The 14894-nt window shown below is 63.5% G+C and carries 15 protein-coding genes and 1 pseudogene; 5 read left to right on the top strand and 11 right to left on the bottom strand.

The window, feature by feature from the left end:
- Positions 1-53 precede the first annotated feature (53 nt).
- Together IB262_RS06835 and IB262_RS06830 are read right to left on the bottom strand one after the other, a co-directional pair.
- On the bottom strand, positions 54-641 hold the full coding sequence (locus IB262_RS06835) for a TetR/AcrR family transcriptional regulator (RefSeq protein ID WP_060516242.1): 588 nt from the start codon (positions 639-641) through the stop codon (positions 54-56).
- A gap of 112 nt (positions 642-753) precedes the next feature.
- Positions 754-1092 (bottom strand): hypothetical protein, encoded by a 339-nt coding sequence (locus IB262_RS06830; RefSeq protein WP_112975673.1) that lies wholly within the window; start codon positions 1090-1092, stop codon positions 754-756.
- A gap of 218 nt (positions 1093-1310) precedes the next feature.
- On the opposite strand from IB262_RS06830, the gene IB262_RS06825 reads away from it, so the two are divergent.
- Positions 1311-1913, top strand: a complete 603-nt coding sequence (locus IB262_RS06825) for a superoxide dismutase (protein ID WP_060516240.1) — start codon at positions 1311-1313, stop codon at positions 1911-1913.
- Between the two features lie 84 nt (positions 1914-1997).
- Here the strand turns inward: IB262_RS06825 and IB262_RS06820 are convergent, their stop codons facing one another.
- Positions 1998-2681 (bottom strand): YafY family protein, encoded by a 684-nt coding sequence (locus tag IB262_RS06820; protein WP_112975650.1) that lies wholly within the window; start codon positions 2679-2681, stop codon positions 1998-2000.
- Between the two features lie 130 nt (positions 2682-2811).
- On the opposite strand from IB262_RS06820, the gene IB262_RS06815 reads away from it, so the two are divergent.
- From IB262_RS06815 to IB262_RS06800, 4 genes and pseudogenes are all read left to right on the top strand, one after another.
- Entirely contained in the window at positions 2812-3447 is a 636-nt protein-coding gene (locus IB262_RS06815; RefSeq protein WP_060604012.1) for a LysE family translocator, read from the top strand.
- Between the two features lie 230 nt (positions 3448-3677).
- Positions 3678-4124 carry a cytochrome c gene (locus IB262_RS06810; RefSeq protein WP_034789273.1) on the top strand — a complete coding sequence of 149 codons (447 nt, stop codon included), beginning with the start codon at positions 3678-3680 and terminating at the stop codon, positions 4122-4124.
- A 106-nt stretch (positions 4125-4230) separates the two neighbouring features.
- Entirely contained in the window at positions 4231-5145 is a 915-nt protein-coding gene (locus IB262_RS06805; RefSeq protein WP_060584274.1) for a cytochrome c, read from the top strand.
- Positions 5146-5203: 58 nt separating this feature from the next.
- Positions 5204-5868 (top strand): annotated as a pseudogene (locus tag IB262_RS06800) (nitroreductase family protein).
- Between the two features lie 52 nt (positions 5869-5920).
- On the opposite strand, the gene IB262_RS06795 reads toward IB262_RS06800, so the two are convergent.
- From IB262_RS06795 to IB262_RS06760, 8 genes are all read right to left on the bottom strand, one after another.
- The gene (locus tag IB262_RS06795; RefSeq protein WP_034789277.1) at positions 5921-6508 is read right to left on the bottom strand and encodes a DJ-1/PfpI family protein; all 588 of its coding nucleotides are present in this window, start codon (positions 6506-6508) and stop codon (positions 5921-5923) included.
- Positions 6509-6518: 10 nt separating this feature from the next.
- On the bottom strand, positions 6519-7022 hold the full coding sequence (locus tag IB262_RS06790; RefSeq protein WP_060584276.1) for a GNAT family N-acetyltransferase: 504 nt from the start codon (positions 7020-7022) through the stop codon (positions 6519-6521).
- A gap of 208 nt (positions 7023-7230) precedes the next feature.
- Complete coding sequence (locus tag IB262_RS06785) at positions 7231-7644, bottom strand: helix-turn-helix domain-containing protein (protein WP_034789279.1); 414 nt, start codon at positions 7642-7644, stop codon at positions 7231-7233.
- Positions 7645-7769: 125 nt separating this feature from the next.
- A complete protein-coding gene (locus tag IB262_RS06780; protein WP_112975649.1) occupies positions 7770-8645 on the bottom strand; it encodes an alpha/beta hydrolase in 876 nt (291 codons plus the stop codon).
- 229 nt (positions 8646-8874) lie between these two features.
- On the bottom strand, positions 8875-9342 hold the full coding sequence (locus IB262_RS06775; protein WP_089043858.1) for a hypothetical protein: 468 nt from the start codon (positions 9340-9342) through the stop codon (positions 8875-8877).
- Positions 9343-9446: 104 nt separating this feature from the next.
- The gene (locus IB262_RS06770; RefSeq protein WP_192493496.1) at positions 9447-11783 is read right to left on the bottom strand and encodes a glucose/quinate/shikimate family membrane-bound PQQ-dependent dehydrogenase; all 2337 of its coding nucleotides are present in this window, start codon (positions 11781-11783) and stop codon (positions 9447-9449) included.
- A gap of 398 nt (positions 11784-12181) precedes the next feature.
- A complete protein-coding gene (locus tag IB262_RS06765) occupies positions 12182-13687 on the bottom strand; it encodes a protein adenylyltransferase SelO (RefSeq protein WP_192493486.1) in 1506 nt (501 codons plus the stop codon).
- A 152-nt stretch (positions 13688-13839) separates the two neighbouring features.
- On the bottom strand, positions 13840-14796 hold the full coding sequence (locus tag IB262_RS06760; RefSeq protein WP_060584283.1) for a homocysteine S-methyltransferase family protein: 957 nt from the start codon (positions 14794-14796) through the stop codon (positions 13840-13842).
- Between the last annotated feature and the right edge of the window lie 98 nt (positions 14797-14894).

Genomic DNA, 14894 nt, shown 5'->3' with positions numbered 1-14894 from the left:
GGAACAACTGTCTTTTTCGACCGGTGTCGCTTCGAAGGGTCGGAGCTTCGGGGTCAGGCATCGCTTGGCGCCTGAAGTTGTGCCAAGGCGGGCCGTGCGATCGCCGAAAACGTGGCTTGATCCGAGCCGGCGACGCGGGCCGCGAGCATTGCGCCGTGGACCGTCGCCATGAGCGCCTCGGCGGCCGCCTTGGGGCCGTGAGCGGTCCTCAGGGATCCCTTCGCTACGCCATCCTCGATCACGGCTCCGAGCCAGCCGGAAAGGTCGGCAAAATGACCGCGCACTTGCGCGACGACAATATCGGGAAGCGAAGGTATTTCCGAGGCCAGAAGGGCGCCGATACAGAAGGGCATGTCCCGTTTGGCGATACATTCTTCCCAGAAGCCGACATAGGCCTCGAGCCGGGCCGCCGGATCGCCGACAGCTGCTAGCAGTCCTTCAACGCTGCGGCGATTGTTCTTGCGGTAGCGGGCAAGCACGGCTGCGGCCAGGTCCGCCTTGGTCGGGAAGTGATGGTGGATCGTCGCCTTGCCGATGCCGACCACGGCCGAGATGTCCGCGTAGCTGAACGCGCTGTAGCCCCGCGACACCATCAGGCGTTCGGTTGCGTCCAGGATTCGTTCGGAAGTATCGCTCACCATGAGCAAGATCTATCAACCGGTCGGTCGAAGCTCAAGTGAGGAGCAGTCCACATATGCAGTGACCGGGGCCGACGTGGACGGCAACTGGACGGCTTGCGCCGGGTCGCGCGCGCTATTTCTTCTTTGCCGGCACGCCCACCTTGACCGCGTCGGGTGCAAGCTCACCACCGAGCTCGACCGTCTTCTTCTGCTTGTCGAAGACGCAGATCTGCGTGACGGCGGCCTTGGAGCCCTTGGGCGTGCCGATCACCAGCGCCAGCCCGAAGCTCTGCGAGCCGAAGGGGTCGACGACGACGCTGGGTTTTTGCAGCGAGGTGGCGGCGGCGAGGCACTTCTTCGAAACCTCTGCCCGGAATGTCTCCCACGCGTCGCCGGAAGAGGCTGCTGCACTGGACGCAGCAAAAGCGGCGATGGCGGAAAGGGCGAGGGCAGGGATGAGACGCTGCGGCATGGACTGTCCTTTATGCATGGTTGCAACGGTCGCGAAGCTGCAGCCAAACCGTGGCATGAATGTGCTTGAAAGTGTCATGCTTTCAAAATGATGTTGAAAGTATATTCCGTGGGTTGAGGAAAAATTGGCATTGCATCGGTTGCCTCCATGAGGGTCGGTGCCTATGTTCCCGTTCACGGATTTCCCGACGAAATTCCATGCCAAGAGGAGATGCCCACATGGCTTTCGAATTGCCGAACCTTCCCTATGACTACGATGCGCTGGCGCCCTACATGTCGCGCGAGACGCTCGAGTACCACCACGACAAGCACCACCTGGCTTACGTGACCAACGGCAACAAGCTTGCTGAAGAGGCCGGCCTCTCCGACCTGTCGCTGGAGGAAGTCGTCAAGAAGTCCTACGGCACCAACCAGCCGCTGTTCAACAATGCCGGCCAGCACTACAACCACATCCATTTCTGGAAGTGGATGAAGAAGGGCGGCGGCGGCACCAGCCTGCCGGCCAAGCTCGACGCGGCCATCAAGTCCGACCTCGGCGGCTACGACAAGTTCCGCGCCGATTTCATCGCCGCCGGCACCGGCCAGTTCGGCTCGGGCTGGGCCTGGCTCTCGGTCAAGAACGGCAAGCTCGAAATCTCCAAGACCCCGAACGGCGAAAATCCGCTCGTTCACGGCGCCTCGCCGATCCTCGGTGTCGATGTCTGGGAACACTCCTACTATATCGACTACCGCAACGCCCGTCCGAAGTACCTCGAAGCCTTCGTCGACAGCCTGATCAACTGGGATTACGTGCTCGAAATGTACGAAGCGGCTTCCAAGTAAGCTGCCCGTCTTCGATGCATGACGTTTGGACCCGGCGCTTGCGCCGGGTCTTTTCGTTTGTGCTGGGTACCGATGAGGCCAGGCTCAGGTGGTCTTCCAGCCGCTGATCCAGAGTTCCCTGAGGCGGTTTCCCTCGCCTGGAAAATAGGCGCCGACCGCCTCGCAGTGCTCGACACGGTCGGCGCGAAAATTGCGGATCGCCTGGCGCAACTCGCACCAGCCGACGATGTTGGCAGTTTCCGAATAGTAGATCAGCGCCACCGGCCGGATCGTGCGTTCTGTGGCGCGGCCGAGTTCGTCGCGATAGTCGAGTTCGAGCTTCTGCTCGTCGCGGATCGCCCGGCGTACCAGAGCGAGATCGATGCCGGCGGGCGAGGGGGCGATCGTTCCCCAGGCGTGCAGCGCCCGCGAACGAAAGGCCAGTCTCAGCGGCTCGGGCACGGCTGCAGTGATTTTCTGGTTGACGCGGCCGGCGGCTGCCTTCAGTTCCTCGTCGCCGGTTCGTGCCAGCAGCGCCAGAGCCAAGGCGATCGCTTCCGTTTCCTCGATCGAAAACATCAGCGGCGGCAGGTCGAAGCCGGGCCTAAGAATATAGCCGATGCCGCGGCCGCCTTCGATCGGCACGCGCATCGCCTGGAGTGCCGCGATATCGCGGTAGATCGAGCGCACCGTCACCTCCAGCGTCTCGGCCATGTGCGCGCCGGTCACGGGCTTTCTCGCAAGCCGGAGGATCTGGATGATCTCGAAAAGCCGTGCCGCCTTGCGCATCGAAAACCTCCCCCGTCGTCAACGCTCCTGACACTACCTTGTCAGTTGACCGGATTTATACCATTAGCCAACGGATTGAAAAAACAGCAATTCGTTTGAGAAGTGAAAACCCGGACGACGGACAACTGACATGACCTACACGGAAAACCTCTGGCTCTTCTTCACCCTTCTGTTCGGCATCATCATCGTGCCGGGTATGGACATGGTCTTCGTCCTGGCGAACTCGCTGACGGGAGGGCGGGCCTCCGGTCTGTCGGCGACGGCCGGCATCATGGCGGGCGGCGTGCTGCACACGCTCTATGCGGCACTCGGCGTCAGCGTCATCCTGCATCTGGTGCCCGGCCTCTTCAACGTGCTGCTCGTCGCGGGTGCTGCCTATATCGCCTGGATCGGCTTTTCCCTGGTCAAAAGCTCGATCACCATCGGCGGCATCGACGGCGCGGACCGGCTGTCGCGCTGGGCGAGTTTTCGCCAGGGCGCGCTGACGAGCCTGATGAACCCGAAGGCCTATCTCTTCATGCTGGCGGTCTATCCCCAGTTCCTCAAGCCGCAGTTCGGGCCGATCTGGTCGCAGGCCCTGGTCATGGCCGCGATGATTGCGGCGACGCAGCTCGCTGTCTATGGCGGCCTTGCCCTTGCCGCCGGCCGCGGCCGGGATTTTCTGGTCGGCAGCCCCGAGACGACCGTGTGGATCGGCCGGGCCGCCGGGGCGGTGCTCGTTCTGGTCGCGGCTTTCACGGTGTGGCAGGGCTGGTCGGCACAGTGAAGCTGTCCCGGTTTCTCTAAAGTATAAACATGAATTTTAAAGTCATGTTATTGGCGGGCCTGTTGAAATCCCGGAATTACGCCGGCCGACGGAAATTCCTTTGTCCTAACAAGCACATCAAAAAAATGTTACTTCCGTCGAATACTCAAGATGACATCATGCGGCCGCATTGGGCATGAAGGCCAGGCAGGCAGATTCGCCGAATAGATTTCATTGACCGGGAGATCCTGATGAAAATACGCGCACTCATGTTGGCTGCCGCTCTTGCGGGCCTGGGTGTTACTGCCGTGACTGCAGCCGACGAGCCGCAGGTGGTTCGCCAGCAGGCGATGAAGAAGGTGGGCGCTGCGACTGGCGCGCTTGCCGGCATCGCCAAGGGCGAGAAGCCCTATGACGCGGAGGTCGTGAAGGCATCGCTGACGACGATCAGCGAGACGATGAAGACCTTCCCGGACCATTTCCCGGCCGGCTCGGAAGCGGGCCACGAGACCGAGGCGAGCCCGAAGATCTGGGAAAACCTGGATGACTTCAAGGCCAAGGCCGCCAAGCTCGGCACCGATGCCGAGGCGGTTCTGGCGCAGCTGCCGGCTGACCAGGCGGCCGTTGGCGCGGCCCTCGGGGGCATCGGCAAGGACTGCGGCAGCTGTCATGAGAGCTACCGCCTGAAGAAGAATTGACCGGCGGCAACGTCCTATCCGGCTGAAAGAGGAGGCACGCGACGTCCCGCCGCGTGCCTTCACTCGTATTGAGCACACTGTTTGCGGCAGGGCATGAGGGGAGACTATGGGTCGTCGGGCGAGAAAGCTGATATCGGGTCTTGTGGTGCTGGGCGTCGTCGGCGGTGCCGCCTTCTGGTGGCTGACGAAGCCGGCACCCTGGAGCGCCTCCCATTGGGAGGGCCTCGGAGAACCGGATCTTGCCAAGGGCGAACAGGTCTTCTGGGCCGGCGGCTGCGTCAGCTGTCATGCCAACAAGGGCGCCGAAGGTGACGCGCGTCTGGTGCTTTCGGGTGGCGCGCCGCTGAAGAGCCCCTTCGGCACCTTCCACGCGCCGAACATCTCTCCGGACGAAACGGCCGGAATCGGCGCCTGGACGCTCGCCGAGTTCGGCAACGCCATGACCCGCGGCGTCGGGCGCAACGGCGAGCATCTCTATCCGTCGTTCCCCTACGGCTCCTATGCGCGCATGGCGGCCAAGGACGTCAACGACCTCTGGGGCTTCATGAAGACGCTGCCGAAGAGCACCGAGGTGGCGCCGCCGCACGAATTGCCATTCCCTTACAACATGCGGATAGCCTTGGGTGGCTGGAAGCTGCTGTTCCTGACCGACAAGCCACGCACCGCGGTGGACGCCAACGACCCGAAGCTCGCCCGCGGGCAATATCTCGTCGAGGGGCTTGGCCACTGCGGCGAATGCCACACGCCGAGAAACGCGCTCGGAGGCTTCGAGCCGGATCAGTGGCTCGCAGGCGCGCCGAACCCGGAAGGCGAGGGCCGTATTCCCGATATCACGCCCGGCTCCAAGAGCATCGGCAGCTGGAGCGCCTCTGATATCGCCTCCTATCTGGAAACCGGCTTCACGCCGGAGTTCGATTCCGTCGGCGGTTCCATGGTGGAAGTGCAGAAGAACATGGCAAAACTGACGCCGGCCGACCGTGAGGCGATCGCCGCCTACCTGAAGGCGGTACCGGCGCTCTAACGCTTGATCTTCGTAGCAAGGCGCGCTCAACTCGGCTTCATAACGAGGAGGAGACTGGATGCGCCCACACGAAACCGCGCCCTACGACCAGTGGATCGAACGCAGCCCCGAGGAGATGGTGGCCCGCGCTGCGGACTTCTATGAAGAGGTCAACCGCCGCCGCACCACGCGTTACTTCAGCGATCGTCCGGTGCCGCGTGAGGTCATCGAAACCTGTCTGAAGGCGGCGGGCACGGCGCCAACCATCAGCCCTGGCATTTCACCGTGATCGAGAGCCCCCGGATCAAGGCCGAGGTGCGCCACGCGGCGGAAGAGGAGGAGCGTATCTTCTATCGGGACAAGGCGCCGCAGGAGTGGCTCGACGCGCTGGCGCCGCTCGGCACCGACGAAGACAAGCCCTTCCTTGAGACTGCTCCCTACCTGATCGTCGTCTTCTCGCAGAAGCGCGGTGGTCCCAATCCGGGCGATCTGAAAAAGAACTACTACATCAACGAAAGCGTCGGCATTGCTACCGGCATCCTGATCACGGCGCTGCATCATGCGGGCGTTGCGACACTGACCCATACGCCGGCGCCGATGAACTTCCTCAACGAGATTTGTGGTCGGCCGGACAGTGAAAAGCCGTTCCTGATTCTGGTGGCCGGCTATCCAGCCCCGGATGCGACCGTGCCGGTGGCCGGCAAGGTGAAGAAGCCGCTCGATCAGATCTCGAACTGGCTCTAGGCCTGTTGCCAAAAGTGGAGAGGCCGCTTTCTGCACCGAAATGGAAGGCGGCTTACCCGATGCTGCCGCTGTCGTCGGGCCGATGCTCCCGCCCGTAGAGTGCAAGAAATCCGTCGAGCTCCGGTGAGCCGAGACCGAGGCCATGCAGGATCTCGCCGGAAAAGCTGATCGGCGCGGTGCCGGCGGCGGTGACCACGTGGCCGCTGCGCATCGCCTGCGGCTGATCGCGATAGTGCGAAGCACCATGATAGCCGGTCAGCGCCGCAAGGCTTTCGGCGCTGTTGCCGGTGTGGTCGACGCGGTCGAGAAGGCCGCATGTCGCAAGGGCATGGACGCCGCCGCAAATGGCTGCGACCACCCGCTTGTTGCGATCGAAGGCACGGATCGTCGAGGAGAGATCGGGCGCCTCGTTCGTGTCCCAGATTGCGCCGCCGCAGATCACCAGCCCGTCGAAGCCGGCCGGGTCGAGGGCATCGACGGAGAGATGCGCCGAGACGTCGAGGCCGCCCATCGAGGTGACACGCGCGCCGTCGACGGTGGCAACCTCGATATCGACGCCGAGATGGGTGCGCGCCGCCGCCATCAACAGCGCACATTCCCAATCGGCGAAGCCTTCGCACAGGACGATTGCAAGACGCATCGGCAGCTCCTCAGCCCAGCTTCTGCATATAGCGCATGCCGGTCACCGGGCGAGGGACGAAGCGTTCGGATTCGTAGAAATGGTGTGCCTGGAAGTTGCCCGTGGCGGCGCTGACCGAAAGGAAGTCGCAGCCGGCCATCTTCGCCTGCTCACGCGCCTTGGCGACCAGGTGGCGGCCAATGCCGGTGCCGCGGCTTTCCGGGCGAACGAAGAGGTGATGCAGCTCCATGCCGCGTGCGCCTTCGGCGGCCCGGTAGATCGGCACGAGGATCGCGTAGCCGATCAGCCGGTTGCCGGCCTCGGCGACGAGCGCCGTAATCCACGGCGTACGGCCGAAAAGGTCACGCTCCAGCTGTTCGGGCGTGATCGGGGCGGCGTCGCCGTGATGGGCCGAAAGTTCGGTGATCATGTCGCGCAGTTCCGGCAGGTCGCGCTGCTTGGCGCAACGGATCGTCACCATCGGCGGGCGCGTCGCCGGTGTCGCATGAAGGGTGGGGATGGCGGTCTGTAGCATGTCTGGGCTCCTCGGGTTTTCTCGCCATCAGGAGCCGGAAAAACAAAAGCCGCCTGATGGCGGCCTTTATGATCAGCAGGCCGCTCCTATCGGAACAGCCAAAAATACACGCGGCAAATGGGTGCGTTCTTGATCATGGGCGCTAGATTGTTTGTTTTCGTGATTTTGTCAACGGGGATTTTTCAAGGCGACTAATTAAGCTGCCGCCTCAGTGCTCGCTCTCGCACATGGAATGGTCGGCGAGCGCCCGGATCACATAGCAGTCGCCGACGGTGTGATTGCCGTCGCAGGCGACGATGCGTTCCAGTTCCTGCTCCAGCTTCCTCAATCGCGCGATCTTCTCGCGCACCGTTGCCAGGTGCTCGCTGGCGATGCGGTCGGCTTCGCCGCAAGGTCGCTCCGGATGCTGGCTGAGGGCGAGCAGGTCCTTGATCGAATCGATCGACAAGCCGAGGTCGCGCGCATGGCGGATAAAGGCCAGTCGCTCAAGTTCGCCTTTCTCGTACCGCCGCTGATTGCCTTCGGAGCGCTCGGGCGCTGCGATCAGTCCCATCTGCTCGTAGTAGCGGATCGTCGGGATTTTGACGCCGGTGCGCCGGGAGAGATCGCCGATGGAATACATGCTCGCCTCAAACCTATAGCTTCTGGAGCAATAGATAGTTGGGCGCGACCAAGTGTCAATGGTTGGGAAGGGGAGGGGCCGGTCTCGGCCCCTCTGAATGCTGGACGCTGCGAGGGCGGCTTGTCCTAGCCGCGGTGGTTTTCGAGGAACGAGAGCAGGGCTTCGTCGAAGAGATCGCTTTCTTCCAGCTGCGGCGTATGCCCGCTCTGTTCGAAGAGCCGCACCGTCAGGTCCGTGAAGTCCGCCCGGTACTCGTCCCAGCTGAAGGCCGGGGCGACGAGATAGTCCGAGCGGCCGAGCGCAAGCAGGACCGGCGCTGCCAGCCTGTTCAAACCCTTGCGGATATCGATATCGCGAAAGACCTCGCCCCAGAGATGGTCGAATACCGCGTTGTTGACAGTGACATCTCGCCAAAGAGGCGTTGCGTCGAAGTCCGGCTGATGCCAGCTCTTCGCGCCGAGCCGGATCAGCAGGGCTTTGAAACGTTCCTCAGGCCGCGCCGTGATGTCGTCGCCAAGCTTGGCCATCTCCCGTGCGAAGATCGCTTTTCGGGCCGGCGACACTGTTTCTTCCCAGATCCGGTCGGCGAGCGCCATATGACGAGCCGAATGGCTCGGACCGGTGCCGACCATGATCGCGTGGCTGACGCGCTCCGGGTGCCGCTTGGCATATTCGAGGGCCATATAGCCATGGCCGGAGTGTCCGAGAATGGCGAAGCGTTCGAGCCCCAGATGCGCCCGCATTCGCTCGATATCATCGAGCACCGTCTCGAAGCCGATGTCGCCAACGGCATAGTTGGTCCGCGCCGGTGCGAAGCCGCGGTGGTCGATGAAGATCAGCCGCAACTTCTCGCGAAGCGCTTGGGAGAAGGTGCGGGGGTAGTAGGCGGCGCTGCCGATGACGAGCAGCGGCGTGCCACTGCCTTCGATCCTATAGCCGAGGTCGAAGGGGCCGGCGCCAAGGCTGCCGGCTTCGGAAACAAATCCGTCTTTGGTGGTCATGAGGATGATCCTAGCGATGGCCGGTGAACGGTCATGTCCGTGTCAGGACGTTCAGGCGGCCGAAAAAAAGCCATGCCAAAAACCGCCGAAGGGCGGCTGTGGCGTCGGTCGTTTTCTGCCGGCGAACGTCGCTAACGGATGAGGCGCATGGATCTTGGTCCTCTTTGGAGGATCGCTGGATATCATCGATTGTCCGACCGAGACAAGCCGATCGGCGCAAACCGCCCTCTCAGGGGATGTCGTCGCCGCCGTTGGCGAGATCGGCGGTCGCCACGTCGCGCTGCTGCTCGACACCCATCGCGCGCTCGACAGCCTTGCGGATCTCTTCCTCGGCGGCCTGCCGCTGCTCGGGGGGCATCTCCTTGAGATCCGCTTCGGTCAGGCCCATCGCCTTGAGGACCTGTTCGCGGATTTTCTCAACCAGGCTCTTCTTCGCTTCCTTCAGAAACTCGTCGCTGACCGAACCGTCCGAGGCCGCAGGGCCTTCTTTGGCGGAAATCGAAGCCGTGCTCTCGCCGTCGCGCGCCGCCGTCATCCACAGCGCGTTGGAAAGGGCGTTCGAGGTCGAAGGCGGCGCGATCGTCGGGGCCTGGCGCGGGCGCGCATCACCGCCGCTCTCCTCGATCGGCGCGATAGTGCCCGCCTGCTGGCGGCGCTGGGAGAAGTAGTAGTTCGAAATGCTGTTGTCGATCTTCATGGGAATCCCCCGGAATCTGTCGTCCGGGGGAAGCTGCTGTCGCGGGCTTGCGCGGAGCTTACTTTTGCAACCTTCTAGCGAGAATTAGGGATGCTTCGCGCGCGTCAAGGCAGAGTGTAGGCGATGATGTAGTCACCGGGCCTGGTGCCGACCGAGCCGTGGCCGCCGGCAACGATCAGCACGTATTGCTTGTCGCCGACCGCATAGCTCATCGGCGTCGACTGGCCGCCGGCGGGAAGGCGCGCCTCCCAGAGCTGGCGTCCGGTCGTGAGGTCATAGGCGCGCAGATAATCGTCGACAGCGGCACCCAGGAAGGCGACGCCCCCCTTGGTGATCATCGGCCCGCCGATGCCCGGTACGCCGACCTTGAACGGCAGCGGCAACGGCGTCATGTCCTCGACTGTGCCGTTCTTGTGCTTGTAGGCGATCTTGCCGGTCCTGAGATCGGCTCCAGCGACGTAACCCCACGGCGGCGCCTGGCAGGGAATGCCGAGCGGTCCAAGGAAGGGGCCCATGAAGACGCCATAGGGCGCTCCAGCGTTGCGATTGAGCCCTTGCTCCGACCCCTTCTCGTCCTGGCCCTTCGGCGGCACCTGGTCGCGGGGCACGAGACGCGAGGTGAAGGCGAGATAGGTCGGCATGCCGAACATCACCTGCCGCTCCGGATCGATCGCGACGGAACCCCAGTTGAAGGTGCCGAAGTTGCCGGGATAGACGAGCGTGCCCTCGATCGACGGCGGCGTGTAGCGTCCCTCATATTTCAGCGAGCGGAACGCGATGCGGCAGGCAAGCTGGTCGAACAGCGTGACGCCCCACATGTCTTTTTCCTGCAGCGGTGCAGGCATGAAGGTGAGGCCGGAGACCGGCTGGGTCGGGGCGGTGAAGTCCTCGGGGATCGCGCCACCCGGCGCCTGCACCTCCTCGACCGGGATGATCGGTTCGCCGCTCCTGCGGTCGAGCACGTAGATGTCGCCCTGTTTCGTCGGTCCGACCAAAGCTGGCACGACGGTGCCGTCCTCCTTGGTGATGTCAAGCAGCGCCGGCTGCGCCGGCACGTCCATGTCCCAGAGGTCGTGATGTACGGTCTGGCGAACCCAGCGCACCGCGCCCGAATTGATGTCGAGCGCGACGATCGAGGAGGAATATTTCTCGACGTGTTCGCTGCGGCCCATGCCGAGCTGGTCGGGCACCTGGTTGCCCATGGGGATGTAGACGAGGCCGAGACCCTCGTCATAGCTGAAGACCGACCAGCTGTTCGGCGAGTTGGTGGTGTAGGTCTGGCCTTCGGGGAGCGGTGCCGTCACATCAGGGTTGCCGCTGTCCCAGTTCCAGATCAGCGCACCGGTGTTGATGTCGAACGCGCGGATGACGCCGGACTGTTCCTGGGTGGAATAGTTGTCGTTGACCGCACCGCCGATGATCAGCTTGCCGGCGACGGCAACCGGCGGCGACGTCGAATAATAGTAACCGGCCGGGTTGTATTTCATGCCCGTTTCGAGATGCAGGACGCCATTGTCGGCAAAGCTGGTGCAGACGGACCCCGTCGCCGCATCGAGCGCGATCAACCGCGCGTCGGAGGTCGGAAGGTACACCCGTTCGGTGCAGGGGCTGCCCGGGGCTGCAGCCGGGTCGGCCCAATAGGTAACGCCGCGGCAGGTCTGGTGCTGGCGGTCCGGGTTCATGCCCGAGTTGCTGTCATATTTCCATTTCTCTTCGCCGGTTGCCGCATCGAGCGCGATCGCCCAGTTGTGCGGTGTGCAGGCATAGAGCGTGTCTTTGATCTTGAGCGGCGTCACCTGATAGGTCGTCTCGCCCACGTCGTCGGGTCGCTTGATGTCGCCGGTCTGATATTGCCAGGCAACCCTCAGCCCCCCGACATTCTCAGGCGTGATCTGATCGAGCGGCGAATAGCGCTGGCCGAAGGCGGTGCGCCCGTACTGGTGCCATTCGCCCGGCGGTACCGAGCCGCCGAGCGGTGGATTTTCAGCGACGACATCGCTCGGCAGATCGCCGCGTATGTCGTGCGGGTCCTGCATGATTGCGTAGCCCGCGACACCGACCGATACCAGCACCGCAAATGCCAGCGGCCAGCCACTCACGGCATAACGCTCGCCCGTCGGGCTTTCGAAGCCGAGCGGCCGGCGCACGGCCGGCAACAGCAGCCAGAGCCCCAGAAGGACGATAACGCCGCCACGCGGGCCAAGCTGCCACCAGTCGAAACCGACCTCAGACACCGCCCAGCCGAGCGAGCCCAGGATCATGAACGCATAGAGCCAGATCGCCGCCGATTTCCGCATGAACAGCAGCACCGCCGTCAGCAGGAAGCCGATGCCGATTGCGAGGTAATAGGGGCTGCCGCCAAGCATCAGCAGCTTGGCGCCGCCGCCGCCAAGCGCGAGGCCGATGATTGCAAAGACGATGGCCGTCAGAACGAGCATGATGGGAACTCCCGCATCGAAGAACGGTGCCGTGGCACGGTTCTTTCCATTGCGGCGGTCCGTCGCCGGGACCGCGTGAGACAGGTGGCTTCGAAGCGGCGGTCGCAAGCCTTGTCGCGGCCGCCCGGTCAGGGAAGGCGCAGAGCGCCTGTCCTGTTAGGACCTAACGCGCCGTCTTTGCCTTTCAATAGCCACATTCCGCAACGCGGAAATATTCGCAGGCCCGCAATAAAGTTGCGGCCAAGCGACCAAGCGCCGCTGGCGGCGCGTTGGCTGAGGGCGGCCAGTTGCCGGTCACCGTGTAAAAACAGCGGCATAGAACGATTTGATGAATCGGCCTGGCAGCAGAAGCGCAAGGCCGCGGAAATACGGCGCACTGGAATGCCGCATTCCTGAGACGCCTATGTGCCGCAGAAGGTGCGCTGGACTTCCTCTCCCGGGCTCGGCGGAGCCTGGTAGCGGGCAAACTGCGCCTGGTCGGCATAGGGGTTGGCGGTAACTTCGACCAGGGCCTCAAAGAGCGAGAAGTCCGCATCCTCGGTCGCGGCCGCGATCGCCTCTTCGATCCGGTGGTTACGCGGAATAAAGGCCGGGTTGACCGCCATCATCGCGGTCGCGCGTTCATCCGGCGTCGCCTTCTCGCGGCTGAGACGCTGACGCCACTCTTGCAGCCACGGCCCGATTGCCCCGGTAGAGGCAAAGGTTGAGGCGAGCACGGCATCGGCGGCCGGGTCGCGGGCGCTGTCGCACAGCCGCCGGAAGGTGAGGGTGAAATCCGCTTCCCCCTGATGCATGGCCGTCAGCAGCGCCTGCAACAGGTCGAGATCTCCCTTTTCGCTCATGGCCAATCCGATCTTGCGCCGCATGCCATCCAGCCAGTGGCGCTGGAAGATCGCGCCGTACTCGCCGAGCGCATCATTGGCCAGTTCCACTGCCGTATCCTGGTTGTCGCCGAAGAGCGGCACCAGGGTTTCTGCCAGGCGCGCCAGGTTCCATTGCCCGATCGCCGGCTGGCTCGCATAGGCATAGCGACCGATCTGATCGATCGAGGAAAACACCTTCTTGGGATCATAGGCATCGAGGAAGGCGCAAGGGCCGAAGTCGATTGTCTCGCCCGAGATCGTCATGTTGTCGGTGTTCATCACGCCATGAATGAAGCCGACGTGCAGCCAGCGCGCGATCAGCTCCGCCTGGCGCGCGGTAACCGCCTTGTAGAAGGCAAGATAGGGCCGTTCAGCGTCCCTGACCTCAGGGTAGTGGCGATCGATCGCGTAGTCGGCAAGCACCTTCACCGACTCTATATCGCCGCGCGCCGCGAAAAATTGGAACGTGCCGACGCGCATATGGCTTGCCGCGACCCGCGTGACGATGGCGCCCGGCAGGATCTGTTCGCGATAGACCGGTTGCCCGGTGACGACGGCGGCAAGCGCCCGTGTCGTCGGAATGCCGAGCGCGTACATCGCCTCGCTGACGATGTACTCGCGCAAGACTGGACCGAGTGCCGCGCGCCCGTCGCCGCGCCGTGAGAAGGGGGTCTGGCCCGGTCCTTTGAGCTGGATGTCGCGCCGCTTCCCGTTGCGGTCGATCACCTCGCCAAGGAGGATCGCCCGGCCATCACCGAGTTGCGGCACGAAGGTGCCGAACTGGTGGCCGGCATAAGCCATGGCAAGCGGATCGGCACCGGCGGGAAGGCGGTTGCCCGAAAAGATCTCGGCGCCCTCGCGTTCGAGCGTCGCCACGTCGAGACCGAGCTCCTCGGCCAATTGCTTGTTGAGCTTGATCAGCCAGGGCTCCGCCACCGGAGTGGGCGCGACGCGCGCGAAGAACTGCTGCGGCAGGCGCGCGTAGCTGTTGTCGAAGGCAAAGGCTTCGGCATTTCCGGTCGGCGAGGCGGGAGCGTAATTCATGACAGGGCGGTCAACGGCCTTTGCCGGGATGTCCGGCTGCCGTCCTTTCCGTTCAAGTCTACACAAACACTGTGGCTTTCGCGAGGGTGGCGACGAGAAGGCGCCCTCCCGCAATTGCTTGCGAGAGGGCCGGGAGGGCGAGGCCCCGCGCCTCAGGCGCTAAGCGCCGTCGGTGGAAGGCAGGCCTCGCAGATTGCCGCGATGTGGCGATGGTCGGTGCCGCAGCAACCGCCAAGAATGCGCAATCGTGGCAAATGCGTCGTCAGTGTTCGATAACGCTGGCCGAGGTCGAGGGGATCCCCGGCATCCAGGATTTCGCTGTTGTCGAGCTCGGCATGGCTCATCCTGGAAGCGTTGGCTCGGATACCGGCAATGCGCTGCGCCCAGGCGCTCCCTGTATCGAGGCTGGTCTCGAAATGATCGGGGTGGGCACAGTTGATCATGTAGTAGTGCGGATAGCCGCCGGTCGCCGCATCAACGGTCTCGATCGCGGCCTGAAGGGTTCGGCCGTCTGGGAGCCGGCCGTCGGTTTCCACCGTGAAGGCAATCGAGCAGGGCATGCCATGGCTCTGGGCGGCCCGGGCAATGCCGGTCGCCTCGTCGATGCTGGTCAGCGTATAGGCGCCGACGATATCGGCGTCACTGGCGGCAAAGGCGGAGATCTGTGGTCCGTGATAATCCTCGGCCTCATCCGCGCTCATGCGGCCCAGGCGATAGCCGTCGCCGCGCGGCCCGATGGCGCCGCTAAGCACGATCGGCGCTTGCGGACGTTCGTACTCGGCGCGCAGTTCCGCCAGCATGTAGATGGCGTTCTGGTTGACCTCGGCCAGGGCCGCGGCGTCATAGCCGAGCTTCACGCCCCAATCGGCGCTGGCGCGCCAGGTGGGTGTGTCGAGCACGAAGCCGGTGCCGTGCTGCTGTGCAATTGCGAGATATCGCTTGTAGTAGTCGAGCAAGCGCCGGCGCCCGTCCGCCGTCGAAATGAGCACGAAGGCGGCAAAATGCGGGAGGGAGATGCCCTCATGAAAGATCAGCGTCGTTTCGATGCCACCGTCACTCAGGAACAGTCCACCCTTCAAGAGCGGCAGGCTGCGTCTGTATTTGGCCATATCGGTCTCCACCGGTTCAGTCTTGGCTGAAGGGCCCGCGGATGCCTCCAACACCGCAGAACCAAGTAAATTTCTGCCTTATGATCATCTTCTAAACT

Origin of the sequence: Ensifer sp. ENS02 (assembly GCF_014851885.1) — a bacterium.
In the GTDB taxonomy this organism is placed as follows: Bacteria; Pseudomonadota; Alphaproteobacteria; order Rhizobiales; family Rhizobiaceae; genus Ensifer; species Ensifer adhaerens.
Note: the sequence above shows the minus strand (reverse complement) of the source record. Positions and strands in the feature narration are given on the sequence as shown.